The 24,039-nt window shown below is 65.1% G+C and carries 24 protein-coding genes and 2 pseudogenes; 14 read left to right on the top strand and 12 right to left on the bottom strand.

Translation table 11 applies throughout. The annotated features are described in order from the left end of the window. Positions 1–91 precede the first annotated feature (91 nt). Positions 92–352 carry a hypothetical protein gene (locus ACP7AX_RS14465; protein ID WP_426227252.1) on the bottom strand — a complete coding sequence of 87 codons (261 nt, stop codon included), beginning with the start codon at positions 350–352 and terminating at the stop codon, positions 92–94. Between the two features lie 81 nt (positions 353–433). Continuing rightward, positions 434–667: a hypothetical protein gene (locus ACP7AX_RS14460; protein ID WP_426227250.1), complete on the bottom strand. Its 234-nt coding sequence runs from the start codon at positions 665–667 to the stop codon at positions 434–436. Between the two features lie 493 nt (positions 668–1,160). On the opposite strand from ACP7AX_RS14460, the gene ACP7AX_RS14455 reads away from it, so the two are divergent. Continuing rightward, the gene (locus tag ACP7AX_RS14455) at positions 1,161–2,801 is read left to right on the top strand and encodes an MFS transporter (RefSeq protein WP_426227248.1); all 1,641 of its coding nucleotides are present in this window, start codon (positions 1,161–1,163) and stop codon (positions 2,799–2,801) included. Between the two features lie 174 nt (positions 2,802–2,975). Here the strand turns inward: ACP7AX_RS14455 and ACP7AX_RS14450 are convergent, their stop codons facing one another. Next, entirely contained in the window at positions 2,976–3,764 is a 789-nt protein-coding gene (locus tag ACP7AX_RS14450) for an SDR family NAD(P)-dependent oxidoreductase (protein ID WP_426227246.1), read from the bottom strand. 118 nt (positions 3,765–3,882) lie between these two features. Here ACP7AX_RS14450 and ACP7AX_RS14445 point away from each other — a divergent pair, with 118 nt between their 5' ends. Then, a complete protein-coding gene (locus ACP7AX_RS14445) occupies positions 3,883–4,254 on the top strand; it encodes a hypothetical protein (protein ID WP_426227244.1) in 372 nt (123 codons plus the stop codon). Between the two features lie 5 nt (positions 4,255–4,259). On the opposite strand, the gene ACP7AX_RS14440 is transcribed toward ACP7AX_RS14445, so the two are convergent. From ACP7AX_RS14440 to ACP7AX_RS14410, 7 genes are all read right to left on the bottom strand, one after another. Beyond that, the gene (locus ACP7AX_RS14440) at positions 4,260–4,799 is read right to left on the bottom strand and encodes a hypothetical protein (protein WP_426227242.1); all 540 of its coding nucleotides are present in this window, start codon (positions 4,797–4,799) and stop codon (positions 4,260–4,262) included. Between the two features lie 167 nt (positions 4,800–4,966). Beyond that, the gene (locus ACP7AX_RS14435; protein WP_131684727.1) at positions 4,967–5,296 is read right to left on the bottom strand and encodes an N-acetyltransferase; all 330 of its coding nucleotides are present in this window, start codon (positions 5,294–5,296) and stop codon (positions 4,967–4,969) included. Next, the gene (locus ACP7AX_RS14430) at positions 5,293–6,600 is read right to left on the bottom strand and encodes an acyltransferase family protein (RefSeq protein ID WP_426227240.1); all 1,308 of its coding nucleotides are present in this window, start codon (positions 6,598–6,600) and stop codon (positions 5,293–5,295) included. Before ACP7AX_RS14430 ends, ACP7AX_RS14435 begins: the two co-directional genes overlap by 4 nt. Before the next feature lie 249 nt (positions 6,601–6,849). Next, entirely contained in the window at positions 6,850–7,701 is an 852-nt protein-coding gene (locus tag ACP7AX_RS14425; protein WP_426227238.1) for a class II fructose-bisphosphate aldolase, read from the bottom strand. Further along, on the bottom strand, positions 7,701–9,167 hold the full coding sequence (locus tag ACP7AX_RS14420; protein ID WP_131684729.1) for a GntP family transporter: 1,467 nt from the start codon (positions 9,165–9,167) through the stop codon (positions 7,701–7,703). Before ACP7AX_RS14420 ends, ACP7AX_RS14425 begins: the two co-directional genes overlap by 1 nt. Before the next feature lie 179 nt (positions 9,168–9,346). Beyond that, positions 9,347–10,246, bottom strand: coding sequence for an NAD(P)-dependent oxidoreductase (locus tag ACP7AX_RS14415; protein WP_426227236.1), 900 nt, complete (start codon positions 10,244–10,246; stop codon positions 9,347–9,349). A gap of 59 nt (positions 10,247–10,305) precedes the next feature. Continuing rightward, positions 10,306–11,814: a four-carbon acid sugar kinase family protein gene (locus tag ACP7AX_RS14410; protein WP_426227234.1), complete on the bottom strand. Its 1,509-nt coding sequence runs from the start codon at positions 11,812–11,814 to the stop codon at positions 10,306–10,308. A 146-nt stretch (positions 11,815–11,960) separates the two neighbouring features. Here ACP7AX_RS14410 and ACP7AX_RS14405 point away from each other — a divergent pair, with 146 nt between their 5' ends. Then, positions 11,961–12,674: an FCD domain-containing protein gene (locus tag ACP7AX_RS14405; protein ID WP_131684732.1), complete on the top strand. Its 714-nt coding sequence runs from the start codon at positions 11,961–11,963 to the stop codon at positions 12,672–12,674. A gap of 93 nt (positions 12,675–12,767) precedes the next feature. Continuing rightward, complete coding sequence (locus ACP7AX_RS14400; RefSeq protein WP_131684733.1) at positions 12,768–12,980, top strand: dodecin; 213 nt, start codon at positions 12,768–12,770, stop codon at positions 12,978–12,980. A 58-nt stretch (positions 12,981–13,038) separates the two neighbouring features. On the opposite strand, the gene ACP7AX_RS14395 is transcribed toward ACP7AX_RS14400, so the two are convergent. After that, a complete protein-coding gene (locus tag ACP7AX_RS14395) occupies positions 13,039–13,983 on the bottom strand; it encodes a helix-turn-helix domain-containing protein (RefSeq protein WP_426227231.1) in 945 nt (314 codons plus the stop codon). Positions 13,984–14,185: 202 nt separating this feature from the next. Between ACP7AX_RS14395 and ACP7AX_RS14390 the strand changes: the two genes are divergently transcribed. The 3 genes and pseudogenes from ACP7AX_RS14390 (at position 14,186) to ACP7AX_RS14380 (ending at position 17,081) form a co-directional block, all read left to right on the top strand. Further along, positions 14,186–15,007 (top strand): aldo/keto reductase, encoded by an 822-nt coding sequence (locus ACP7AX_RS14390; RefSeq protein WP_426227229.1) that lies wholly within the window; start codon positions 14,186–14,188, stop codon positions 15,005–15,007. Between the two features lie 48 nt (positions 15,008–15,055). Continuing rightward, positions 15,056–16,027: an aldo/keto reductase gene (locus ACP7AX_RS14385; RefSeq protein ID WP_426227227.1), complete on the top strand. Its 972-nt coding sequence runs from the start codon at positions 15,056–15,058 to the stop codon at positions 16,025–16,027. Next, positions 16,021–17,081 (top strand): annotated as a pseudogene (locus ACP7AX_RS14380) (SDR family oxidoreductase). Before ACP7AX_RS14385 ends, ACP7AX_RS14380 begins: the two are co-directional and overlap by 7 nt. A 74-nt stretch (positions 17,082–17,155) precedes the next feature. Here the strand turns inward: ACP7AX_RS14380 and ACP7AX_RS14375 are convergent. Further along, on the bottom strand, positions 17,156–17,536 hold the full coding sequence (locus ACP7AX_RS14375; RefSeq protein ID WP_426227225.1) for a nuclear transport factor 2 family protein: 381 nt from the start codon (positions 17,534–17,536) through the stop codon (positions 17,156–17,158). Positions 17,537–17,708: 172 nt separating this feature from the next. Here ACP7AX_RS14375 and ACP7AX_RS14370 point away from each other — a divergent pair, with 172 nt between their 5' ends. The 7 genes and pseudogenes from ACP7AX_RS14370 to ACP7AX_RS14340 all read left to right on the top strand — a co-directional run. Beyond that, positions 17,709–18,200 carry a DUF2975 domain-containing protein gene (locus ACP7AX_RS14370; RefSeq protein ID WP_426227223.1) on the top strand — a complete coding sequence of 164 codons (492 nt, stop codon included), beginning with the start codon at positions 17,709–17,711 and terminating at the stop codon, positions 18,198–18,200. After that, positions 18,201–18,449, top strand: coding sequence for a helix-turn-helix domain-containing protein (locus ACP7AX_RS14365; protein WP_426227221.1), 249 nt, complete (start codon positions 18,201–18,203; stop codon positions 18,447–18,449). A 102-nt stretch (positions 18,450–18,551) separates the two neighbouring features. Next, entirely contained in the window at positions 18,552–21,107 is a 2,556-nt protein-coding gene (locus ACP7AX_RS14360) for a rhamnogalacturonan lyase (protein WP_426227219.1), read from the top strand. A gap of 29 nt (positions 21,108–21,136) precedes the next feature. Then, positions 21,137–21,970: an aldo/keto reductase gene (locus ACP7AX_RS14355; protein WP_426227217.1), complete on the top strand. Its 834-nt coding sequence runs from the start codon at positions 21,137–21,139 to the stop codon at positions 21,968–21,970. A gap of 134 nt (positions 21,971–22,104) precedes the next feature. After that, the gene (locus tag ACP7AX_RS14350; RefSeq protein WP_108599113.1) at positions 22,105–22,371 is read left to right on the top strand and encodes a GlsB/YeaQ/YmgE family stress response membrane protein; all 267 of its coding nucleotides are present in this window, start codon (positions 22,105–22,107) and stop codon (positions 22,369–22,371) included. Between the two features lie 111 nt (positions 22,372–22,482). Continuing rightward, entirely contained in the window at positions 22,483–23,043 is a 561-nt protein-coding gene (locus tag ACP7AX_RS14345; protein ID WP_426227215.1) for a hypothetical protein, read from the top strand. 533 nt (positions 23,044–23,576) lie between these two features. Then, positions 23,577–24,039, top strand: a pseudogene (locus tag ACP7AX_RS14340) (HNH endonuclease signature motif containing protein); the annotation flags it as partial.

The raw sequence follows: 24,039 nt of genomic DNA, 5'->3' as shown, positions 1-24,039 counted from the left end.
GAAATCGCGGACATGGAAAAGCCCTGGTGGCGCCCGCATCCGAGTGCCACCAGGCCGTATGTATGTCAACTCATCAGGCGCGTGAGCCCTGTCAGGAGGAGTGCGGCATCTGCGGCCGGCCTGTCCGGTGAACAGCGTTCACGGCTGCCTCGTGACCGGCACGGCCGTGCATCGCGTCGTTCTCTTTCGGGTGACGCTTCTTCCCGTTACCGTCCGGCCAGTGCTGTTCACCCGCCATCGCCATGCCCACGGCGATGGTTGCCGGGCCGGGAACTGCCGGCTGGTCCATGGCCGCCGTGAGGTGGCCCGCAACCTCCGGTTCGATCATTGCCTGAGTCTTTTTTTCAGCCATTTTTCTTCCTTTCCACGATGAAAATGAAGTGCTCCCTGAATTGGGGGGCCAACTACTGCGCGCCGCTGGATTACCGGCGAATTACCAGCGGACCTTCTTTTCCGCCGGCCCCTGTTTGCCACTGGCATGCGTGGGCTTGTGGCTCTTGCCCACGCTCTGCAGGCCGGCGTCCCCGCCCCTGGACTTACTGGCGAGCATCGCCTGCTGGGCCTCCGTCAGGCCCGAGCGGATGCCCTTGGGCGCGGGATGATCAGTGGCCTCGTTGGCGCTTTCCGCACTGGATTCGGGGTTGCTTGAAGCAGTATTCTTGGTCATTCTTTGGAACCTTTCTGAGGTGGATCAGCGTATCTGACGAGCTCGGCCGGGACGAGGACCTGCGAAACCAGGCCGCGGGCGTCCGCCTACTCAAAAATCAGTGTTCCCATGGCACAACAATAGGCAGTGTGGGAGCAGCTTGTGAACCCCTTCCGGCGCCGGCTCCAGGACCGCCCTGCAGCAGCGCCCCCGGTCCCGCCCACAGCAGTGGTAGCCGTCACTTTCGGCGGCTCCAGCGGGTGCCAAGTGCCGCCAAAGAGCGCAATTCCCGAAAAAGATTGGCTGCCGAGCCCGCCAAACCGCCGGATGCCAGTGATGGAGCGGCAGGATCGCCGAAAAAAAGATCTCCAAAACATGCCCGAACGGGTGGTGAAACAGGGCACCCTACGCCATCCAGCTCTGAGTTGCCAGAGAATTCGCGTAAAATTGAAAGCCTGCCCAGAGCGGGGCAGCTACAAGTCGCAAGCAAATGACCTCCATAGGAGTCGCCCAAATGCCCACAGACCGAAGCACGACCGACTCTTCAGCAGGCGAGAACAACGCCCGCGGAACCAACGACGCAGTACCCAGGACTGCAACACCCAGCAATGCATTAAACACCAGCGCAGCACCCAGCAGTGCGCGCAAACCCAAGCTCCTCGGCCGCCGTCGGCTCAAAGAATCCGACGTCAACGTGGTCAACCAGCCGATGCTGAAAAAGGCGCTCGGCGGAACCATCGTGGGTAACACCATGGAGTGGTACGACGTCGGCGTGTTCGGCTACCTCATCACCACCATGGGACCCGTTTTCCTGCCGGAATCCGATCCGTCCACGCAAACCCTTTTCCTCTTGGGTACCTTTGCTGCCACCTTCATTGCCCGTCCGCTGGGCGGCGTGATCTTCGGCTGGCTTGGCGACAAGATGGGCCGCCAGAAGATCCTGGCCACCACCCTGATGATCATGGCCGCCAGCACTTTCGCCATCGGCCTGTTGCCCGGCTACGCCCAGATCGGCCTCTGGGCCGCGGGTCTTCTGGTCCTCCTTAAGGTTGTCCAAGGGTTCTCCACCGGCGGCGAATACGCCGGTGCCACCACCTTCGTCAGCGAGTACGCGCCGGATAAACGCCGCGGGTTCTTCGCCAGCTTCCTGGACATGGGCAGCTACATGGGCTTCGCACTCGGCGCCGCCCTGGTCTCCGTGCTGCAGCTGACGCTCGGCCAGGCTGCCATGGAAGAGTGGGGTTGGAGGATTCCGTTCCTCATCGCCGGCCCGCTCGGCCTGATCGCGGTCTACTTCCGTAGCAAGATCGAGGAATCCCCCCAGTTCCAGGCAACCCTGGATGCCCAGGAAGACCTCGCCAAGCACGCCGCCGCCGGCGACGAAGCCGTAGTCAAGGGACCGGTTGGGATCGTCAAGGCTTACTGGCGCTCCATCATCGTGGCCATGATCCTGGTGGCCGCCGCCAACACCGCCGGCTACGCCCTCACGTCCTACATGCCGACGTACCTCACCGAATCCAAGGGTTACGATCCGGTCCACGGCACCTTGCTGACCATCCCCGTACTGGTCATCATGAGCCTCTGCATTCCGCTCACCGGTAAGCTCTCGGACCGTATCGGCCGCCGCCCTGTCCTCTGGATTGGCGCGCTGAGCACAGTGGTCCTGGCCACCCCGGCATTCATGCTGATCGGTATCGGTGAGATCTGGTCCACACTGGCCGGCCTCTCCCTGATCGCCTTCCCGGTGACGTTCTACGTAGCCAACCTGGCCTCGGCCCTGCCGGCCCAGTTCCCGACCTCGAGCCGTTACGGTGCGATGGGCATTGCCTACAACTTCTCCGTGGCGATCTTCGGTGGAACCACGCCGTTCATCGTGGCAGCCCTCATTACGGCAACGGGCGATGACATGATGCCCGCGTACTACCTGATGGGCACTTCGGCGATCGGAGCCGTGGCCATCTACTTCCTGAAGGAATCTGCCCAGCGTCCGCTGCCGGGCTCCATGCCCAGCGTGGACACCCAGGCAGAAGCACGCGAACTGGTTGCCGGACAGGATGAAAATCCGCTGATCGACCTGGCCGAAATGCCGTTCGAGACCCAGGACATCACCGCGGCGAGCGCAGCAGCCGACAAGGTGCCTGCGGGAACCCGCTGATAGCAGCGCTCCCTGATGGTGGCTGTGGCTTACAAAGGCAGCTTCTGACAGAGGCGGTTCCTAGTGAAGGCAGTGCCTGACTGCGTCTTGTAGTCCGCTCATGAGGCCCGTGCTGCGTGATTTCCTTGGGGGAATCACGCAGGGCGGGCCTCAGCCGTGTCCGGCTGCTGCAGGTTATGAAGCCGGGACCTGCTTCGCACGCGGGGCCGGCCGGATGACCAGACGCCCAGGCAGCAGCGGCGCCACCAATGCCAGCGCCTTGTAGCGCTTGGACGGGACGCACACGGCCCTGCCGCGGGCGTTGTCAGCCAGCCCTTCCCGGACCACCCGTTCGGCGGTCAGCCACAGCCAGGACGGTGTTGCGGATTTGTCCGTTCCCATCCGCTCGTGGAACTCGGTGTGGGTTGAGCCCGGGCACACGGCCGTGACCTTCACGCCCCGCTTTCCGTAAGCCGCGTTCCCCCAGCGGCTGAAGCTCAGCACCCAGGCCTTGGCCGCAGAGTACGTCCCCCGTGGGAGAAACGCTGCGATGCTGGCCACGTTGATGATCCGCCCGGATCCGCGCGCCAGCATGCCCGGCAGGACGGCGTGCGTGAGTTCCAGCGGCACCTGACAGTGCAGCACCAGCCCCCGCTTCTCGTCCAGGATGCTGTTCTGCTCGAACTCGCCCAGCAGCCCGCGGCCCGCGTTGTTCACCAGGATCTCCACCGGCCGTGCGCTCTCGGTGAGACGTCCGACGACGGCGGCCACACCGCCGTCGTCCGTCAGGTCTGCGGGCAGCACCTCAGCGCTGATCCCGTACCGCCGTTCAAGGTCCTCAGCCTCCTCCTCGAGGCGGGCCCGGTCCCTCGCCACGAGCACCAGATTGTGGCCCTGGCTGGCAAGCTGCCGGGCAAATTCAGCGCCGATGCCGGCGCTGGCACCGGTGATCAGCGCTGTGGTCCTGCTGTCCTGTGGCGTCATGGGCCCAAGCCTAACCGGCGGTCCCCCACCGCTTCCCCCGGTCCTAGTAGGGTCTTGGTATCAGCAGGCCGTACCGGCGCACGATCATCAGCGCGGGATCGATCATCAGGGGGCAACAATGGAGCAGGACGCGGGAAACAACATCAGGTTCCGCGAGGTGGATCAGGACGGCAAGCCGATCGAGCCGGCCTCCCTCGAACTCGAAGAGTCCACCGATGCAGGCCGCCCCGCCTGGACCTCGGTGAACCCCTTCATCGTTGCCCTGTGGCTTGTTGCGGCAATTCTCCTGATCGGCGGAGTGGGGGTCTCGGCAAACGCAGCGTCCATGATGGGCCCGAACCCCGCCGTCCAGCCCCTGGCTTACATTCTGATGAGTCTTGCGCCCTGGGCAGTCCTCGCGGGGCTGTTGAACGTCCTGGCGCTCCTCTTCTGGCATGCGATTGAGTGGCAACGCAAGAAAGGCATTCCAGCACAGCGGACGGGCGCGTAGGACCCTCAAAGGTGCAGGTGGACGGCCTTGTTTGCCCGTTCGCGCCGCGCCCGCTTGGCTGACGCTGCGCGGGAGGGACGTACCGGGCTGGCCGGATCCGTCGGCTGGCTGGGGTGCTCAACCACCGAAGCTTCGGCAGCGTCCCGGTGGGCAGCCTCGAAGTGGGTACCGGAATGGACCGGGCACACCGGCAGGTAGACCGGTTCAATGAGGGTCAGCCGGAGATTTTCGGCCTCCTCCAACGCAGCGGCGGCCGCCCGTCCGAGCCCCTGGTGCAGCACATCATGGTGACCCCCGGGCTGGCTGTCAGGGTTGGCGAGCCGGCGAAGGTGGGCCAGAACCCCTGCGTCAAGATGGATGGTACGCCTCAGGTCCAGCGAAATGGCGGGGCTGGACACCAACCGGTGCGCCCGGAGCAGCAGGTGCAGAAGCGCCGGAAAGGTGGACTGTGTCAGGCAACCGCCGGCGTCCAACCGGATCTGCCCCGGGTCAACGTCGCAATGGACAACGACTCGAAGCTTATGGTGGGAAAGCCTGTGGCTCACGGGAATCTCCACGGAAAGTACCGTGGGCCGGCTGCATGGCCCACTTACGACTCTACGAAGATGCGGCCCGGCCCACAAGGCTGGGAGCTACCCTGGCTGCCACGCCCGCCTGCCAGGAATGCCCGGTCTACCAGCCCGCCTTTCCGGAGCGGGGACCGGCAGCCCTTTTAGTCCTCGGGCCAGTCGATGTGCTGTTCGTAGCCCTCGTGCTTGCGGAGGTAACTGGCAATGAACGGGCAGTGCGGAATGACCCGTTTACCTGATGCTATGACGTCATCCAGCGCGAAGTGGGCCAGTACCTTGCCCAGCCCCTGGCCGGTGAATTCCTCGGCGGTTTCCGTGTGGGTGAAATCAATGTGCCCGGGCTGGTCCCGGAAGAAAGACTGGACGGCCACCTTCCCGCCCACCCGCAGCTCGTAACGGTGATGCACATCGTCCCGTGCCAGCGATACGTCGGGGCTGAACTCATCCTCAAGGGAAACCATGTTCTCAGTCATGGTTCGACACTGGCACTACTTGGCCCCGCTTGCAATGCCCTGCCCTCCCCCTTCCCGGATTCGGAAACAGCCTGCCCGGGCGGGCGCTCCGGGATCCGGCCCAGCAGCAGGACAGCCAACACAAAGCACGCTGCGCCGCCGCCAAGCAGTGCCAGGGTGAGGCCGTTGAAGGCGGCATCCGCCACCGGAATGAAGACGGCGACGGCGGCCGTCACCACCGCGGCGGCGGGCCTGCCGCGGACGTGGACAGCCGCCGTCGGACGTTCCTCAAGGCGCCCGAATACGGCAATCACGGGGAGCAGGAGGGCAATGACGCTCAAGAGGACCAGGGGCCGCGCCCACCACCATGCCGCCGTACCGGCCGCGGGTTTGGGGAGGTCGGTCAGGAGCAGCAGCCCTGACATCGCGGCCAGCAACGGCAGGTGCCACAGGTACACCGTCATGGCACGCCGCCCGGCCGCGGACACCACGGCGCGGACCCAGCGCACCGTGGATACCCAGTCGAGGCCCGGCCGGAAAAGCTGGAGCGCAGCGGCCTGGGAAACGCCCAGGAGAACGAGGCACAGGTTGGGCGGGTTGAGGTTAACCAGCATGTTTCCCGGGTAGAGGCCCAGCCCGGTGGCCAGGCCCAGCACGAGGTTGGCCGCCGCAATCAGTCCCAGCAGGCCGGAGCGCGGGAGCTTGGCGAAGTGACCGCCGGCCATCAGGAAGCCCAGCTGCTGCACGGCACACCACACGAAGACCAGGTTTGCGTATGCGAGCTGGGGCAGGGCTCCGCGCAGGCAGTCCACGGCCACCACGAGCGTCACCAAAGCGGCAAGGGTCAGCCAGGGTGCACGCGCATGGAACCGTGCCAGCAGCGGGATGTTCAGCTGTGCCGCGAGATAGGCCGCAAGGAACCAGAGGGGCATACCCGCGCCGGTGGCGATCAGCTGGGTCACCTGGGGGTCCACCCCCAGCAGCAGTGCCGTCCACAGGCCCACGTACATCACTGCCAGGAGCGCCGCCGCGGGCCGGACGAGCCGCAGAAGCCGGGCCTGGGCGAACTCGAACCCGGTGCCGCCGCGGGCCTTCAGCCGCAACCAGGACCGCAGGCCGGTGGTTCCGCCGGTCACAAAGAACAGCGGCATCACCATGAAGATCCAGATGACGGGTTCGAACCAAGGCTGCTCGCCCAGCGTGTTTTCGCTGGTCACAGTGCCGTCCGCATGCAGGACAGGGCTGACCATCATGCAATGGCTCACCACCACGAGGGCCAGGCAGATGAAGCGGACTGCGTCGATGCCAAGGTCGCGCTGGATCACGCCTTCGGGCTGTGGGGCAGGCCCCGGCCGCCTGGACGGCCTATACCGCGGGGCTGGCCTGCGCTCCTTTACGCCACTCACCTGCGGTCCCCTACCTGCGCCGGATTCCGTCCTTACCTGTTACGAACATTCTCCGCCTGAAGCGCGGCCGCGGCCAGAACTCCGGCGGACCTCCTACCGGGCGCTCCTAAGCCGCTACGGCGGCGAGACCGGGCACGACGGCGAGCAACGGCGTCGTGCCCTGCAAGCTCAGCGGGTGAGCATGCCCAGCGCCGCTGTTGCGAACTCCCTGGCGGAGGTGTTCCAGTGGCCCAGCAGGCCCTGAAGGTTCTCGCCGTCGGCCCGGTGCGCCGGCAGCTGCTCCTGGAGCGTGGACAGGACGCCGGTGCGGAGCTCGGTATTGAAGTTCACCTTGCCCACGTTCATGGCGGCAGCCTTGACCAGCTCGCCGGCCGGGATGCCGGAAGCCCCGTGGAGCACCAGCGGGATGTGGGTCCGCACCGCGATGTCCTGGAGGACATCCCAGCGCAGCTGCGGCTCGCCCTTGTACTTGCCGTGCACGTTCCCCACGGCGACGGCCAGCAGCTGCGCGCCGGTCCGGGCCAGGAAGTCCTCCACGAGGGCGGAATCCGTCAGGCCGGCTACGTCAACGCCGGCCTCATCCGCGCCGAAGGCGCGGTCCTCGTCACCGGCCAGGCCGCCGAGTTCCGCTTCGAGTACGACGCCGGCACCCAGCAGGGCGCGCGCCTCACGGACCAGCGCGATGTTGTCCTCATACGCGAGGGAAGAGCCGTCCGCAAGGACGGAATCCGCCCCTGCGGCGACGGCGTCGGCCATCACCTTGAGGTCAGTGGCGTGATCAAGCTGGACGGCTACCGGGACGGACGCACCGTCCGCCAGCCCGCGGAGGGCGGCGATCAGGCGCAGGCCGTTGGTGGTTGCGGCCGTTTTGGGGGCCACCAGCAGGATGATGCCGTGGCCCGCGTCTTCGGCGGCGCCCACCACGGCAAGCGCGGTGGTGAAGTCGTAGCAGGTGAACGCCGGAACGGCGGAGTTCTGCTGCAGGGCGGAGGTGACCAGCTGGTCGAGTCGGGTGCGCATCAGATGCCGAGGCCTCCCACCAGGATCCAGGCGACGAAGGTCAGCGCGAAGCCGGCCAGGCCGAGGATGGTGGTGAGCACGGTCCAGGTGCGGAGTCCGTCGGACACGGTAAGGCCGTAGTAGCGCACCACGGTCCAGAAGCCGGCGTCGGTCACGTGGGACAGGCCCAGCGAGCCGAAGCCGATGGCGATGACGATCACGGCGATCTGGGCCGGTGAGTAGCCGCCTTCCATCACGGCCGAGGTCAGCAGGCCGGTGGTGGTGACGATCGCGACGGTGGCCGAACCCTGGGCTGCGCGCAGTGCCAGGGAGATGACGAAGCCGAGCACGATGACCGGCAGGCCCAGGTGGTCAAGGGTCTGGGACAGCGCGGCGCCGATCCCGGAGGTGCGCAGGACTTCGCCGAACACGCCGCCGGCGGCAACCACCATCAGGATGGAGGCGATGGGAGGCAGCGCGCCCTCGAAGATCTCGCCGGTTTCGCGCAGCGACCAGTTGCGGCGGACAGCCAGCAGGAAGAAGGACAGTGCAACGGCCACCAGGAGGGCGAAGAACGGGTTACCGATGAAAACCGCCAGGCCGTACCACGAATTATCCTTGGGGATGGTGAGCGTGCCCAGGGTGCCGATCAGGATCTGCACGATCGGAGCGGCGATGAGGAACATGATCAGGGCCGGGCGGGGAGGAGCAATCGCTGCCGCGCCGGGGCCGTCGTGGCCCACCTTCACCAGGGAATCGGAACCGAACTCGTCCACCTGGGCCTTGACGCCGGGGAGCAGCTCGTAATCCTTGCGGTTCATGATGCTGGCAACGAAGTAGGACAGGAAGCCCAGCGGGATGCAGATGATCAGTGAGATCAGGGTGATCAAACCAATGTCGGCGCCGAACACGCCTGCGCCCGCCACGATGCCGGGGTGCGGCGGAACGGCCACGTGGATGGCAAGCATGATGCCGGCCATCGGCAGGCCGAATTTGACCGGGTGCACGTTGGCGATCTTGGCGAACGCGTAGACGATCGGGACCAGCACGATGATGCCCACCTCGAAGAACACGGGAATGGCCACCAGGAAGCCGACGGCGGTCAGGGCCACCGCCACGCGTTTGGCACCAAGCTTCTCCGTGAAGTGGGAGGCCAGCGACTGCACGCCGCCGGAGACTTCAATCATCCGGCCGAGCACCGCGCCGAGTGCGATCAGCAGCGCCACCTTGCCCATGGTGCCGCCCACGCCGTTGGCCACGACTGTGAAGACGTCCTTGAGCGGGATCTGCGAGGCCACGGCCACCGCGATGCTGACGGTCAGCAGGGCCACGAAGGCCTGGATCTTGAAGCGGATGATCATCACCAGCAGTACGGCGATGCCAATGGCCGCGATGGTGAGCAGCAGCGGAGTACCCAGCTCCACGGCGGGTTTGATGGCTGGGGCATCGGCCGCCCGCACCATCAGCGAGTTAATCAGGGGGTTCATTGCGGGTGTCTCCTTTGACAAGCCAGTCTTCCAGAAGACGGGCTAGCGGGCGCTGGATATTTCTGTTTGGGACGTGGTGCCGGGTAGTGCTGTGCCGGGGATTCCGGAAGGTACGACGACGGCGGAGGGGGGACCGCCGTCGTCGTACGTTTGGGGTGAGGCGCTTGAGGCCGTTGTGCTTAGGCGGTGCGTTTGGTGGGCGCCACGACTTTGATGACGGCTGAGTCGTCGGCGGCGGCGAGGCCCTGGGCCTGGCCCAGGAGGTAGAGCTGCTCCGCGGCGGCGGCAACGGGGGCTGCCAGGCCGGCGGCGCGGGTGGCTTTGCCCACGATGCCCATGTCCTTGACGAAGATGTCCAGGCGGGACAGGACCTCGGCGCCTTCCTCGGTGTAGGCCTCGAGGATGCGCGGGCCGCGGTTGGAGAGCATGAACGAACCTGCGGCGCCGGCTTCGAGGGCGGCCAGGGTCTTGGCCTGGTCCAGTCCAAGTGCGTCGGCGAGGGCCATGGCCTCTGCTGCGGCGGCGATGTGGATGCCGCAGAGGAGCTGGTTGACGGTCTTGAGGGCCTGGCCGTCGCCGGGCTTGTCGCCAACAACGGTCAGCGTGGAAGCGAGGAGTTCAAGCGCCGGGGCAGCTTTTTCGCGGGCCTCGGGGGACGCGCCGACGACGATCAGCAGATCGCCTTCGCCGGCGCGCTTGGGGCCGCCGGACAGCGGCGCGTCCACGAGCTCGACGCCGTATTCGGCCAGCTTTGCGACCGTGGCGGGGATGGCTTCGGTGCCCACGGTGCTGCCGAGGATGACCACGGCGCCCGGCTCGAGTACGGAGGCCACGCCGTTCTCGCCGAAGAGGACATCGTTGAGCTGCTCGCCATTGCGGACGGCCAGGAGCAGGGCGTCGGCGCCCTTGGAGGCTTCCCTGGCGGAGGCGAAGGTGCGGATGCCGGCTTCTTCGGCGAGCTTGAGGCGCGGCTCGGCGATGTCGAAGCCGTGGACGGTGAGCTGGGAGGCCAGGCGGGTGGCCATGGGCAGGCCCATGGCGCCGAGGCCCAGGACGGTGACGGTGTAGTTGCTGGTCATGGTGTTCTCCTGTGAATTCCGGTGGCGGCGAATGGCAGTGGCGTTGGGTGGGGCGCTGGTTAGAAGGTGTTGCTGAGCTTGCGGGTGACGTCCGCCAGGGACTGGTCATCGCCCACGTTTCCGGCGAAGACGATGTACGGAATGCCCTTTGCGGGGCCGTCCACCGGCTCCCAGAGGCTGACGATGCCGGGGAGCATGGGCCCGCGAACAATGGCGTGGCGGATTTCCAGGCCGTGGGCGGCGACGTCTGAGGACGTGATGCCGCCCTTGGCAATGACAAACCGGGGCGGGAAGGTCTTTAGGGTCCGGTTCACCACGGCGACGACGGCGGCCGAGACGGTCCGGGCGATCCGGAGGCTTTCGGCGGGGTTGTCCGTCTTAATGAGCAGGCGGCTGGTGTGGACAATGACGTCTCCCCCGCGCAGCGCATCCACCACGGTGCTGACGGTCTGGTTCAGGTAGTCGTCGGCAGCTGTTTCGGTCTCGGCAGCGAGAAGTTTTTCGACGTCGATCTCGATGATGCGCGCCGCACTGTGCTGTTCCGTCAGGGCCTTGAGCTGGCGGGTGGTGACGCCCACGTGGGAACCGACCACGATCAGGCCACCGGCCAGGGACGGGGTGTTGCCGGCATAGGCTTCGGCGCCGCTGAGTTCTTTACGGATTTCCTGGCCGATCCGGGCACGGCCGAACGGCGGACCCACGCGGTACAGCAGCTTCTTTCCGCGGCGTTCGGCTTCCTCCAGACCCAGGGACAGAGCGCGGAGGTCGTTCTCGGTGACGATGTCCGCCACGATCGGGGTGGAATCGGTGGCCGGCGCGATGGCGTCGGCGATGGCATTGGCGGTGGTCTGAGGATCGGTGGCGGCGCGGATGATGTTTAGGTCCAGCACAATCACCGATTCTGCGGCGAAACGGCCCTGCGACTTCTCCTCCACGTACTTGGCCATGTCCGAGTTGGCGAAGCCGAAGCTGGCGTCCCTGGCGAATTCGGTCTCCGCGACGGGCGTGAGCTTTCCGGCATCCTCCCCGGTGCCGCGCATGTAGTGCACCCCGCCGATGGTCACGCGGCCGGCGTCGGGGAACGCCGGGACCAGCACCACGCCGTCGGTCTTTTCGCCGGTGACCTCAGCCACGGTGGCGGCGATGACGTCAGGTTCCAGCGGGTAGTGGCCGCGGAGGGTCGAGTCGCTGCGGCTGACAAACCCCAGCCGCAGGTTGGACTCACCGGTGGAGCCGGTTCCGGCAGCGCTCGAACCGGCGGCGGCCAGCGCGTTGCGGACCACTTCCTCGTTCCGCTCGGCTGCTTCGGCGGGATCCAGACTGCGGGTGTTGGTCAGCACGTAGACGGCGGGTTTTGCCTGGCCGAACGCCCAGATGAAGTCCTCGACGTCCCAACTGGTGAGCACGGGCAGATCTGAAACGGACTGCGTTCCGGTGGGGTCGTCGTCGAGCACTACCAGCATCCTGGGAGTCACCGCGCTGGAGGCGGCCACCGCATCCGCGACCAGGCGGGCGGGAATCTGGACCTCTGCCGGGAAGGCCGCCAGGATGTCTGCTTCAAGCGTCACTGTGCACTCCGTTGTGTGAAATCTTGTGGTGAATTTGGTATCTGTAAGATGTCTGACATCTAACATTTGAAATAGTGTGGCACACCACAACGAAAACGCGCAAGTAGACTTGTCAGACATATGTGGCAATGCTCGGCAGGGGGAACATGGCAAGGAAATCACTGGTGGGCGTCGTTGCTGACGAACTCCTCGACCGGATCATTGCAGGGGACTTTCCGCCCGGGTCCAGCGTGCCTGGAGAGCTTGAACTCAGCGCCCGGCACGATGTCAGCCGCATGACCGTCCGCGAGGCCATGAAGACCCTGGAGGCGCAACGGATCCTGAGCGTCGAACGTGGCCGCGGCACCTTCGTGAACCCGCTGAATCGCTGGGCTTCCCTGGAAGCTGTGCTGCGCGCGGCCTCGGAAGGTAAGAATGAGGCGGACGCATCGGTTCAGCTCATCGAACTGCGCCGGATGCTCGAGACCGGGGCCTGCGAATTGGCCGCAGCCCGCATTGGCGACGAGGACGTCCAGACGCTTTTCGGCCATGTGGCTGCGATGCGCGCAGCCCATGATGTCAACGACGTCGCTGCATTTGTTGAGGCCGATCTCGCCTTTCACGACCTGATCCTGCGGGCGTCGGAGAACGTCTTTGTGGCTGTCCTTTTTGAACCCCTGCACCGGGTGCTGGAAAAGCGCCGGGCGGAGACATCTGCAGTGCCGGAGATCCAGGAGCACGCGATCGGGCATCACCAGAACATCGCTGAGGCGCTCGAGTCACGGGACGCCGGCCGCTCCCGTGAGGCCATGGATGCACACATGCAGCAGACCCTCAATGACCTGAAAACCCTGGTGCTGGACGTACCGCAGGGCGCCTGACCACGGGATTTGCCACTTCCCCCCGCCCGGAAGTCCTACTAGTCTGCAAGGACGGCCCGCACCGGGACTCAAAGGCGATCACGAGGAGCGAAGTTGTCCAACCACACGTACAGCATTTCTGAAATTGTCGGCACATCGACCGAGGGCGTGGATGACGCCGTCCGCAATGGCATTGCGAAGGCATCCCAGACCCTCCGCCACCTCGATTGGTTTGAGGTCAAGGAAGTCCGTGGTCACCTCGAAGAAGGCAAGATCGCCGACTGGCAGGTCACCATCAAGCTCGGTTTCCGACTGGAAGAACACTGACCACAACAAGCTCCGAAAGATGATGGCTGCGCCGCTCCGGCGCAGCCATCATCGTTTCTCAGGGTGACGGCGGACCGGCTTCAGCAGCGAGCCGCACGGGTTGCTCCGGCTGCCCACGTTGCGCCGGCGGCTCAGGTTGCGCCGGCTGCCCAAGTTGATCCGGCAGCGCCGGGGCGCCCAGGCTGCCCAGCAGGAGAAGCGCATCGGCCGACGGCGAACCGGGCTTGGCGGAAAACACCCTGAGTTGCTGGTCCGGATCGTCGGGGAGGACGAGGTTTTCAAAGTTCAGTTCAAGATCGCCGACGGCGGGGTGGCGGAGCCTGAGGACGCCCGAAGACCTGGTAGCCACCCGGTGCCCCGCCCACCATTGACGGAAGTGCTCGCTGTGGACGGCGAGCTCCCCCACCAGCTGGTTTGCCTGGGCGTCATTCGGGTGCCTGCCCACGTCCACGCGCAACGCACCCGCGGCTTCCGCTGCCACAGTCTTCCAGTCGCGGAACAACTCCCGGGCCTGGGGATCGAGGATCAGCCACCGGGTCAGGTTCCGCTCCGCAGCAGGAAGCCTGGGGAAATCTGCGAAGATCAGGAAGGCCATCCGGTTTCCGGCAAGGACATCGGTCCGGCGGCCCAGGAGCAGCGCGGGAACATCGCCGACTGCCTCGAGGAACTGGCGGAGGGCAGGGCGCGCGCTCTGGGCCGGTCCGGGCGCGCGGGACGTGGCAGCGCAGTTTTCCAGCAGGTCCATCATGTGCGCGTGTTCGCTGCTGTCCAGCCGGAGTGCGCGCGACACTGAATCCAGCACGGCCCGGGACGGGTGAATGTTCCGACCCTGTTCCAGGCGGACGTAGTAGTCGGTGCTGACACCGGCAAGCCTGGCCACTTCTTCGCGGCGGAGACCGGGCACCCTGCGCGCGCCTGAGGTCCCCTCTGCCCCCGCGTCCTCGGGGCTCAACCGGGACCGCATGGCTTTGAGGAACTTTCCGAATTCGGCGCTCTGACCCATGCACCCCATTGTGCCCCGGCGGAATGACCGCTATCTACAACGAAGGTAGGACTGGCAGTCCTAGGACAAACAGGAACACGGTCAAGGGCTGACTATCTGCCCAAAAGTGCATAGGCTCGTTCCAGAGCCTCACTGAAAGCGGTTTCCCGGCTTCCCAGCCAGGCCCCAGCGTAGGCAATACCCGCAGCAAAGGAGCCACACCATGTCAGAGCTGACCCTGAACAACGGCGTCACCATTCCCCAGCTAGGTTTCGGAGTCTTCCAGGTGCCGCCGGAAGATACCCAGCGGATCGTCGAAGATGCCCTGGAAGCCGGCTACCGCCACATCGACACAGCCGCCGCGTACCGCAACGAGGCCGGCGTGGGCGCTGCCATCGCGGCCGCCGGGATTCCGCGCGAAGAACTCTTTATCACCACAAAACTCCGCAACGGCGAGCAGGGCCGGGCGCAGGAAGCATTCCAGAACAGCCGCAAGGCACTCGGCTTGGACTTCGTGGATCTGTACCTCATCCACTGGCCCGTCCCGTCACAGGACCTTTACGTCCAGGCCTGGAAGGAGATGGAGCGCCTGTATAACAACAAGGAGATCCGCGCCATCGGAGTGTCCAACTTCCTGGCAGATCACGTGGATACGCTGCTGACCTCCGCCGAAGTTGTTCCTGCCGTCAACCAGATCGAACTGCACCCCAGTTACCAGCAGGCCGAACTCGCAGCGAAGTGCCGTGCGCTGGGTATCGAGGTGGAGGCCTACAGTCCGCTGGGCCAGGGCGGGGACCTCAACGGCCGCGCCGTCACGGCGATCGCCCAGGCCCACGGCGCCACCACCGCGCAGGTTGTCCTCGCCTGGCACCTTGCCGCCGGCAACATCGTCATCCCCAAGTCAGCCGATTCAGCCCGGATGCGGGAAAATCTGGGGGCCTCTTCCCTGACCCTGACCGACGACGAGCTTGCCTCCATCACGGCCCTCGAGTCCGGCGCACGCATCGGTTCCGATCCCGCTGCCGCTGCCTTCACCCAGCTCTGACCCAGACATTCCCGACGCTTAGCCCCCACCGACCCTAAGGATCCACCCATGCAGTACACCCACCTTGGCCGTTCAGGCCTGAAGGTTTCCCGACTCTGCCTCGGCACCATGAATTTCGGCCCCCAGACCGAGGAGGTGGACGCCCACTCGATCATGGATTCCGCCCTGGACTCGGGCATCAACTTCTTTGATACCGCCAATGTGTACGGCGGCACCGGGCACCGGGGCTGGACAGAAGAAATCATTGGCCGCTGGTTCGCCCAGGGCGGCGAACGGCGCGAACGCACAGTCCTGGCAACCAAGCTGTACGGAACCATGACCGATAGGCCCAACGAATCCAAGCTCTCCGCGTTGAACATCCGCCGGGCACTGGATGCCAGCCTGAAGCGCCTGCAGACCGATTACATCGACGTCTACCAGTTCCACCACATCGACCGCGACACCCCGTGGGACGAAATCTGGCAGGCCATCGAAGTCGCCGTCCAGCAGGGCAAGATCCTGTACTCCGGCAGCAGCAACTTCGCGGGCTGGCACATCGCGCAGGCACAGGAAGCTGCCCGGCGGCGGAACTACACGGGCCTGGTCAGCGAGCAGTCCATCTACAACCTCTTCCGCCGCGAAGTGGAACTTGAGGTCATCCCGTCCGCCCAGCAGTACGGCCTGGGGCTCATCCCCTGGTCACCACTGCAGGGCGGCCTCCTGGGCGGCGTGCTCAAGAAGCAGGAGCAGGGCGTCCGCCGCACGGAGGGCAGGGCCCTTGAGACGCTGAAAAAGCACCAGGACCAGATCCAGCAGTACGAGGATTTCGCGGACGAACTGGGCCACGCACCCGGCGACGTTGCACTCGCCTGGCTGCTGCACCAGCCTGCGGTTACGGCACCGATCGTGGGCCCGCGGACCCAGGAACAGCTCGACGCCGCCATCCGGGCTCTGGATGTCACGCTCGACGCCGATGCGCTCAAGCGTCTCGATGACATCTTCCCGGGGCACCGCCCGGCCCCTGAAGATTACGCGTGGTGAATCCGCTCGCTCCCGAAGCCGGCACGGTTTCCGTGGCCGATACCGTGGCGCCGCGGAGCATCCTGTTCATCGGCGGCACCGGGATCATCAGCGCGGCGGCGGCAGATCGCGCCGTCGCGCTGGGGCACCGGGTAACCATCCTCAACCGCGGCCAATCTTCGGGCCGGCCCGTGCCGGACGGCGCCGAGGTCCTGCACGCGGATATCCGCGACCCGGCATCCGTGCAGGAGGTGCTGGGCGGACGGGAGTTCGACGCCGTCGCGGACTTTATTGCCTTCACTCCGGACCAGGCACGCACCAGTATGGAGCTGTTCCGCGGTAGGACCGGCCAGTATGTGTTCATCAGTTCGGCCTCGGCGTACCAGAAGCCGCCCACCCGGCTGCCGATCCTGGAATCGACTCCGCTGAAGAACCCCTTCTGGCAGTACTCGCGCAACAAGATTGCCTGCGAGGACCTGCTGTTCGAGGCCTACCGTTCGGAGGATTTTCCGGTCACGGTGGTCCGGCCCTCCCATACCTACGACCGCACCAAGATCGCCATGCTGGGCGGTTGGACGGACATCCACCGGATGCGCACCGGCCAGCCGGTGGTGGTGCACGGGGACGGCACGTCGCTGTGGACTGTGACCCACAGCCGGGACTTCGCCAAGGCCTTTGTTGGACTGCTCGGCAGGCCGCAGGCTGTTGGCGAGAGCTACACCATCACCTCCGATGAGTACCTGCCGTGGAACCAGATCTACCGCCTGTTCGCCCGGGCGGCGGGCGTCCCGGAGCCTGAGCTGGTCCACGTGGCGTCGGAAACCATCGCTGCGTTCAACGCGGGGAGCATCCCCGAACTGGGCCCGGTTTGCTGGGCGACCGCTCCCACTCGGTGGTGTTCGACAACACCAAGATCAAGTCACTGGTGCCGGGCTACGCCGCCAGCATCCCGTTCGCGGACGGCGCCCGGGAAATTGTCCAGTGGTACGACGCCCACCCTGCCCTGCAGGTGGTGGACCCGAAGTTCATGGACCTGAGCGACCGCCTCGTCAGGTGGGCGCGGCGTACCGGCTGACGGCACTGCAACGGACCGCGCCGCGGGGAGGTGTTGCGGGTTTCGGCCCGGCGCCTGCCTTGGCGCGGCGGCTGTCAGGCCTTTTCAACCCATTGGGCGCGCCAGGCCGGCGCTTCGAAGGCTTCGCTCCAATAGGCCGTTTCCTTGGCAATTTTGCCGTCCCGGAATTCGAAGATGAACACCGTTTCGTACTGCGGCCCGTTGTAGTCCAGCAGCGCCTCGGCCACTACAAGGTTCCCGCCACTGAGCAGGCGCCGGGGCGTGATGGTGGGCAGCTGGGGGAATGCGCCGTAGATTGCCCTCCGGTTTTCCGCGCCGCGGACGATTTCCCCGGATTGCGGCCAGTGCATCACCGCGTCGTCATGGAAGAGTTCATCCATGACGTCTATGTGGCGGTCATTGATGCACGCGATCAGCCGATTGACCACGTCTTCATTGGCGTTTGATTCAACCACGATATTGACCTGATTTCTCGACGATTCCGTGGGCCGCTGACCCTTGAATTGTCCTCCTGCAACCCGCAACGCACCACCGCCATTGGGCCCAGCCTTACCAGCGCCCGAGCACTTGTAGTACCTGTTGATTATCGATAGAGTTTCACCGTAAATCGATACTCTAGGAGACCTTGTGGGAAAACTGACCACCCTGGCACTGCGCGTAGTACTTGCCCTGGCGCTCGCCGGCTCGCTCTTTGTCCAAGTGCGGATGGTGCCACTGCTGTCCACAGACCTTGAAGAGTCCGGCACGGACACCGGCACCCGCATTCTGGCACTCCTGATCGTGGTACTGGGCATCGTTGCCGTCCAGGTCACGCTCGTATGCGTCTGGCGCCTCCTGACGATGGCGCGGAAGGGCACCGTCTTCTCGCGCGGCGCCTTCCGGTACGTGGACATCATCTTCTGGGCCGTTGCCGCCGCGTCAGTGCTCGTATTCGCCCTGGCGGTGATGCTCGCACCGGGCGATGCTCCTCCGGGCGTAGTGCTGCTGATCTCTGGCGCGTCATTGCTGATTGCCGGAGTTGCGCTGATCGTGCTGGTGCTCCGAACATTGCTGGCTCAGGCCGTCGCCCTTGATGCGGAAGCGAAGCACCTGCGCACCGAGCTCGACGAGGTGATCTGAATGCCGATCGTCGTGGATATCGATGTGATGCTGGCCCGCCGCAAGATGGCCGTAGGCACGCTGGCCGACAGGGTCGGGATCACCCCGGCGAACCTGGCCGTCCTCAAGAACGGCCGCGCCAAGGCCGTGCGCTTCACCACGCTCGAGGCACTGTGCGACGTCCTCGATTGCCAGCCCGGCGACTTGCTGCGCTGGGAGCCCGAAGAGTCAGCAGGCACCGAAGCGCACAACTCCTCTACAACGTTCTAAATACCGTCATATAGGGCACGCCGCAAGGGTTGCTTTGTGACTCAATGCACCCTAGGTTACTGGGGAAGCGTTTTCCCAATCGAAAATTGAAAGGATTCATCGATGAATCCGAGCAGGAAATCCGTGCGCCACCTCTCTGTGGCAGCCGTTGCCGGCCTGGCACTGACCGTTGGCTGCCTCGCAACCCCGGCAGCCGCCGTCGGGCCCTCCGTGAAGCCAGGCGCCGCGGGCGTGCAGCTGGACTACCTCGACCGCGGGCTGGTGGCAGCCGGCACATCTGAAGGCGTATTCCTCAGCTGGCGCCTCCTGGGCCACGAGGCAACGGGCGCCACGGCAACCGGCCTCACAGGCACCGACTTCAACGTCTACCGGGACGGGCAGAAACTGGCCACAGTCACGGACAGCACCAACTATCTTGACGCGAAGGGCACCGGAGCGTCGGAATACGACGTGCGTGCCGTCGTCGGCGGCGTTGAGCTGGACCGGAGCGCAACCGCCACCTCGTGGGGCGGCAACTTCAGGGACATTCCGCTGAAGAAGCCGGCCGACGGCGTCACGCCCACCGGCCAGGCTTACACGTACTCAGCCAACGATGCGTCGGTGGGCGACGTGGACGGGGACGGAGCGTACGAGTTCGTGGTCAAGTGGGACCCGAACAACTCCAAGGACGTCTCCCAGGTGGGCTACACGGGCAACACCTACGTGGACACCTACAAGGCGGACGGAACCCTGCTGCACCGCATCGATCTGGGCGTCAACATCCGCTCCGGCGCGCACTACACGCAGATGCTCGTGAACGACTTCGACGGCGACGGACGCTCGGAGATGATGTTCAAGACGGCGCCGGGGACCAAGACCATCTCGTACAACGCGGACGGTTCGGTGGCAGGTGAGTCCTTCATTTCCATGCTCCAGTCCGACCTGGACGCCGGCTTCTCCAACGCCGATGACTACCGGATGAGCGCCGCCGACTACTACCAGCACATGGTGGCCACCTTCCAGGGCTGGAGCGACCACCCCGAGGTGAAGGCCGGCAACTGGCCCGCGACGCTGGAGGAAGCTTTCGGCATCGCCCCGAAGTACCAGTACCCGCTGTCCCTGACTGATGCCGAGGCCGTGGCCGACTATTTCATGGACGTCTACGCGCCGTCGCGAAGCCCCCGTAACGTCCTGCGCGCTTTTGAGGGCTTCATTGTCTCCGGACCGGAATACCTCACGGTGTTCGAGGGTGCCACGGGCAAGGAACTGAAGACCGTGGCATATGAGCCCGGCAGGCACGACGACGGCCTGATGTGGGGCGATTACGCCATGGCCCGGATCGAACCCGGCAACCGCGTGGACCGCTTCCTTGCCGGCGTCGCGTACCTGGACGGCGAGAAGCCCGCTGCAGTATTCGCCCGCGGTTATTACACGCGCAGCACACTCGCTGCCTACACCTGGGACGGCGCCAACCTCTCCCCCGTCTGGAATGTGGACTCCGGCTGGACGCCCATGACCAACCCGTTCAACGACGGCCCGCACGGCCGCGACGGCACGGACCCCGAGTTCGGAACGCTCACCACGCAGGGCTTCCACTCGCTCAGCGCCTCGGACGTGGACGGCGACGGCAAGCAGGAGATTGTGTACGGTTCCGCCACCATCGACGACGACGGATCCCTCCTCTACAGCTCGTTCGACACCATGCCGCCCGCCAGCGCCACCCCTGGCGAGGAGGCCAGGCTGGGCCACGGCGACGCCATGCACGTCACCGACATCGATCCAAACCGCCCCGGCAAGGAGATCTTTACGGTCCACGAGGGCGGCGTCTACGCCCCCTACGGCTACGCTATGCGTGACGCCGCCACCGGCGAGGTCCTGTTCGGCGCCTACTCCGGCAGGGACACCGGCCGCGGGATGATCGGCGACGTTGATCCTTCCGTCCCCGGCATCGAGAACTGGGCAATCGGCATGCAGTCGGCCGACGGCGACAAGCTTTCCACTACCGGTTCCGGCACCAACATGAGCATCAAGTGGGCCGCGGACATGACTACGCAGCTCATCAACGGCTCGCAGGAACAGACCCCCACCATCGATGACTTCAAGCGCGGACGCTTGCTGACCGCCGAGGGAACCCGCACCAACAACGGCACCAAGGGCACCCCCAGCCTGGTGGCCGACGTCGTGGGTGACTGGCGCGAGGAGATGCTGGTCCGGACAGCTGACAGCTCTGCCCTTCGTATGTACATGAGCACCGAAGTGACCAACCACAAGCTCTACACGCTGATGCACGATCCGCAGTACCGTGCCGAAGTTGCGCGGCAGAACACCACCTACAACCAGCCTTCGTACACCGACTTCTACCTTGCCTCGGACATGGACTTTACTGACGTGCCGCTGCGCGCGGCCTGGCTCCCGGGCAGCGTGAAGGCACTCCAGCAGACACTGGAGGACCAGGTTGAGTCCGGCGGCGTTTCGGGACCGGTGGGCAAACAGTTGGAAGCGAGCGTCCAGCAGGCAGCTAAAGCAGTTGCCGACGGCGATGCCTCCAAGGCCGCGCAGGCCATCGCACGCTTCGTGAAGTTCCTGGACCAGCAGAAGAACCCCGATCAGGTGTCCAGCGTTGCCCGGACCGTGCTCGATTACCAGGCGGGCAATATTCTCCGCGCCTTCGAGGGCTAGGAAGGGACAAATCGGGGGAGACTGTTGAAATGACACTTGCACCGCTGATCAAGCTCAATGACGGTTACAGCATCCCTCAGCTGGGTCTCGGCACCTGGCCGCTGGACGACGAACAGGTGAGCGCCGCCGTCGTCCGCGCCGTGGAAGCCGGGTACCGGCACATCGATACCGCCGTGAAGTACGGCAACGAAAAGGGGGTGGGCGACGGGATCAAGGCCAGCGGGGTGGATCGCGGCGAACTTTTCGTCACCACCAAGCTGGATGGCGTGTTCCAGGGCAACGACCGCGCAGTTGACGGGCTGGACGGCTCGTTGCAGCGGCTGGGGCTGGATTATGTGGACCTGCTGCTGATCCACTGGCCGCTCCCCCAGCGTGACGAGTTCATCTCCACGTGGAAAACGTTCGAGCGGCTGCAGGCGGAGGGGAGAGTCCGGTCAATCGGGGTGTCCAACTTCAAGCCTGCGCACCTGGAGCGCCTGCTCGCGGAGACGGACGTGGTTCCGGCGGTGAACCAGATCCAGCTCAGCCCGGCCATTACGAGGACCGCGGAGCGGGAGTTTCACTCCAGGCTGGGTATTGTCACGGAGTCCTACAGTCCGTTGGGCGGCTCAGGAGGAGACCTTTTGAGTGCCCCGATCCTTGTCCAGTTGGGCGAAAAGTACGACAAAACGCCTGCTCAGGTGGTGCTGCGGTGGCATATTCAGCAGGGTCTTGTAACGATTCCGAAGTCCGGAAATCCGGAGCGGATGAGGGACAATCTGGACGTCTTCGATTTCGCCCTGGATCCGCTGGATCTAGCGGAAATTGCCGTCCTGGACGAGGGTCCGGGGGCTGGCAACGATTCCGACGCCACCGGCCACTGAAACGTCCCTGACAAGGCGTTTTTATAACGGGTGGGGTTGGCAAACCGATAGTAAGCATGATTACTATTGAGGCAGAAGGATTAAGCGTCCCCGGGATCCGGGAACCTCCTTTACTTAGGAAGAGGAACGTAAAAATGGGATTTCTTGCATTTCTGATTCTCGGCCTTATCGCTGGTGCGATCGCTAAGGCGATCCTTCCGGGCAAGCAGGGTGGCGGCTGGATCATCACCCTCGTGCTCGGCGTCGTTGGAGCACTGCTCGGCGGCTGGATCGGTGGAATGATTTTCGGCACCGGCCTGCAGGAGTTCTTCTCCCTGCAGACCTGGCTGCTCGCCATCGGCGGCGCCCTCATCGTGCTTCTCGTTTACGGCATGATCACCAAGCGCGGCGTCCGCAGCTAACTGCGACGTGCGCCAGGAAACCGGCCTGGGGACAAAATCCCCGGGCCGGTTTTCTATTCTCCAGGCCAATAGGCCAGGACTGAAAACCTTCTCACGGAGCAGGAGTTCATCGTGAAAAACAAACTTCTTTTGGGTATCGGCGTAGCGGCAGGTTACGTCCTGGGTTCGCGGTCCGGCCGTGCTGCCTATGACAAGCTCAAGTCCAGGGCGGCGGGCTTCTGGGACAGCAAGCCTGTTCAGGACAAGGTAACTGCAGCCACTGAGGCCATCAAGGAAAAAGCCCCGGACTTGGCTGACCAGCTGGGTGAGGCCGCCCGCCGCGCCGGCACCGTCATCGGTTCCGCCGTGCACCATGACAGTACGTCTGGAAACGGTAAGGGTAATACGTCTGGAAACGGTAAGGGTAAAACGTCCGACGCCGGCGCCCCGGTCAGTGCCGGTGCCCCGGGCACTGCCTCGCCGGCTGACGCTGCGGGCTCAGCCGAAGCCCGCTCAGCCGAAGCCGGGGATCACATTCCGGCCCACAGCACCCACCCGGAAACAGTGAATCTGGGGACTTCGGATGTTGAATCTGATCCCGCCCTCAATGACGCCCAGGGCCAAGACTGGTCCGATGAAGGTGGTGCCACTCCCGCCGGCGCAGCCACGAACGTGGACCCCCGGAGGGACTGATTTCGGGCACATACCCGGAACGTTACGCAGGCCCGCCACTTGACACTGAGGTCAGAGCGGAACTGTGCTAAAACTGTTTGACCTTGCTGGCCGTCGCGATCCTTGGGGGACGCGGCGGCTGGCAGCGTTTAATGCGCATTTAGTGGACTTTTGCTGATCGCACCCACCTTCTCTGCGTTAATGTCGTACCCCGTTGGCAGAGTGTTCCCATGGAAGCTTCGACTGGTCAGCTTGCGGAATCCGGCGGTACCACCGCCGTGCTCACGCGCGCGGATCAGCCTGCTGGGGGCGCTTCCAATGCTCGGCTAGCGAACGCCGGCGACGGGGACGGCGACGGCTTAAATGTCGTACCCCCCTGGCAGAGTGTTCCCATGGAAGCTTCCACTGGTCAGCTCGCCGAATCCGGCGGTACCACCGCCGTGCTCACGCGCGCGGATCAGCCCGTTGGGGGCGCTTCCACTGCTCGGCTAGCGAACGCCGGCGACGGGGACGGCGACGGCTTAAATGTCGTACCCCGTTGGCAGAGTGTTCCCATGGAAGCTTTGAGTGATCAGGTCGCGGAATCCGGCGGTACCACTGCCGTGCTCACGCGCGCGGATCAGCCCGCCGGGGGCGCTTCCAACCAGGGAACGGCTGATAGGGCCGCTGATGGGATGTCCGACGGCGGGTTGGCGGCGCTGCTCGCTCTTGTGAACGCCGCCGCTGCTGCCGCGCCCGCACGGCTCGCGATGGCCGGCTACGTTGAAACCGCGGATTTCGCCGGCCACGTCGAAGACATCTCCCGGACCGTGGAATACCTCCAGATCCTCGCCGCCGGAGCCGTGGACCGCACCCGGACCCAGGCCATCACCGACGCCGCAACCGCCCGCACCAGGACCACCCGGACCTGGATCACCGGCTGGGACAACGGCACCGAAACCCTGAACGAAACCGACGCCACCTGGCCCGCCGGACCCGCACCCACCACCCCCTGCACCAGCCCGGCAGCCACCAGCC

Source organism: Pseudarthrobacter sp. DSP2-3-2b1 (genome assembly GCF_049895945.1).
Taxonomy (GTDB): domain Bacteria; phylum Actinomycetota; class Actinomycetes; order Actinomycetales; family Micrococcaceae; genus Arthrobacter.
This window is presented reverse-complemented; position numbering and strand designations above follow the sequence as displayed.

What these genes read in the sequence shown, in the direction of transcription:
- ACP7AX_RS14465 (WP_426227252.1), bottom strand. Translation starts at nt 352, where the DNA reads ATGGCTGAAAAAAAGACTCAGGCAATGATCGAACCGGAGGTTGCGGGC.
- ACP7AX_RS14460 (WP_426227250.1), bottom strand. Translation starts at nt 667, where the DNA reads ATGACCAAGAATACTGCTTCAAGCAACCCCGAATCCAGTGCGGAAAGC.
- ACP7AX_RS14455 (WP_426227248.1), top strand. Translation starts at nt 1,161, where the DNA reads ATGCCCACAGACCGAAGCACGACCGACTCTTCAGCAGGCGAGAACAAC.
- ACP7AX_RS14450 (WP_426227246.1), bottom strand. Translation starts at nt 3,764, where the DNA reads ATGACGCCACAGGACAGCAGGACCACAGCGCTGATCACCGGTGCCAGC.
- ACP7AX_RS14445 (WP_426227244.1), top strand. Translation starts at nt 3,883, where the DNA reads ATGGAGCAGGACGCGGGAAACAACATCAGGTTCCGCGAGGTGGATCAG.
- ACP7AX_RS14435 (WP_131684727.1), bottom strand. Translation starts at nt 5,296, where the DNA reads ATGACTGAGAACATGGTTTCCCTTGAGGATGAGTTCAGCCCCGACGTA.
- ACP7AX_RS14425 (WP_426227238.1), bottom strand. Translation starts at nt 7,701, where the DNA reads ATGCGCACCCGACTCGACCAGCTGGTCACCTCCGCCCTGCAGCAGAAC.
- ACP7AX_RS14420 (WP_131684729.1), bottom strand. Translation starts at nt 9,167, where the DNA reads ATGAACCCCCTGATTAACTCGCTGATGGTGCGGGCGGCCGATGCCCCA.
- ACP7AX_RS14415 (WP_426227236.1), bottom strand. Translation starts at nt 10,246, where the DNA reads ATGACCAGCAACTACACCGTCACCGTCCTGGGCCTCGGCGCCATGGGC.
- ACP7AX_RS14405 (WP_131684732.1), top strand. Translation starts at nt 11,961, where the DNA reads ATGGCAAGGAAATCACTGGTGGGCGTCGTTGCTGACGAACTCCTCGAC.
- ACP7AX_RS14395 (WP_426227231.1), bottom strand. Translation starts at nt 13,983, where the DNA reads ATGGGTCAGAGCGCCGAATTCGGAAAGTTCCTCAAAGCCATGCGGTCC.
- ACP7AX_RS14390 (WP_426227229.1), top strand. Translation starts at nt 14,186, where the DNA reads ATGTCAGAGCTGACCCTGAACAACGGCGTCACCATTCCCCAGCTAGGT.
- ACP7AX_RS14385 (WP_426227227.1), top strand. Translation starts at nt 15,056, where the DNA reads ATGCAGTACACCCACCTTGGCCGTTCAGGCCTGAAGGTTTCCCGACTC.
- ACP7AX_RS14365 (WP_426227221.1), top strand. Translation starts at nt 18,201, where the DNA reads ATGCCGATCGTCGTGGATATCGATGTGATGCTGGCCCGCCGCAAGATG.
- ACP7AX_RS14360 (WP_426227219.1), top strand. Translation starts at nt 18,552, where the DNA reads ATGAATCCGAGCAGGAAATCCGTGCGCCACCTCTCTGTGGCAGCCGTT.
- ACP7AX_RS14355 (WP_426227217.1), top strand. Translation starts at nt 21,137, where the DNA reads ATGACACTTGCACCGCTGATCAAGCTCAATGACGGTTACAGCATCCCT.
- ACP7AX_RS14350 (WP_108599113.1), top strand. Translation starts at nt 22,105, where the DNA reads ATGGGATTTCTTGCATTTCTGATTCTCGGCCTTATCGCTGGTGCGATC.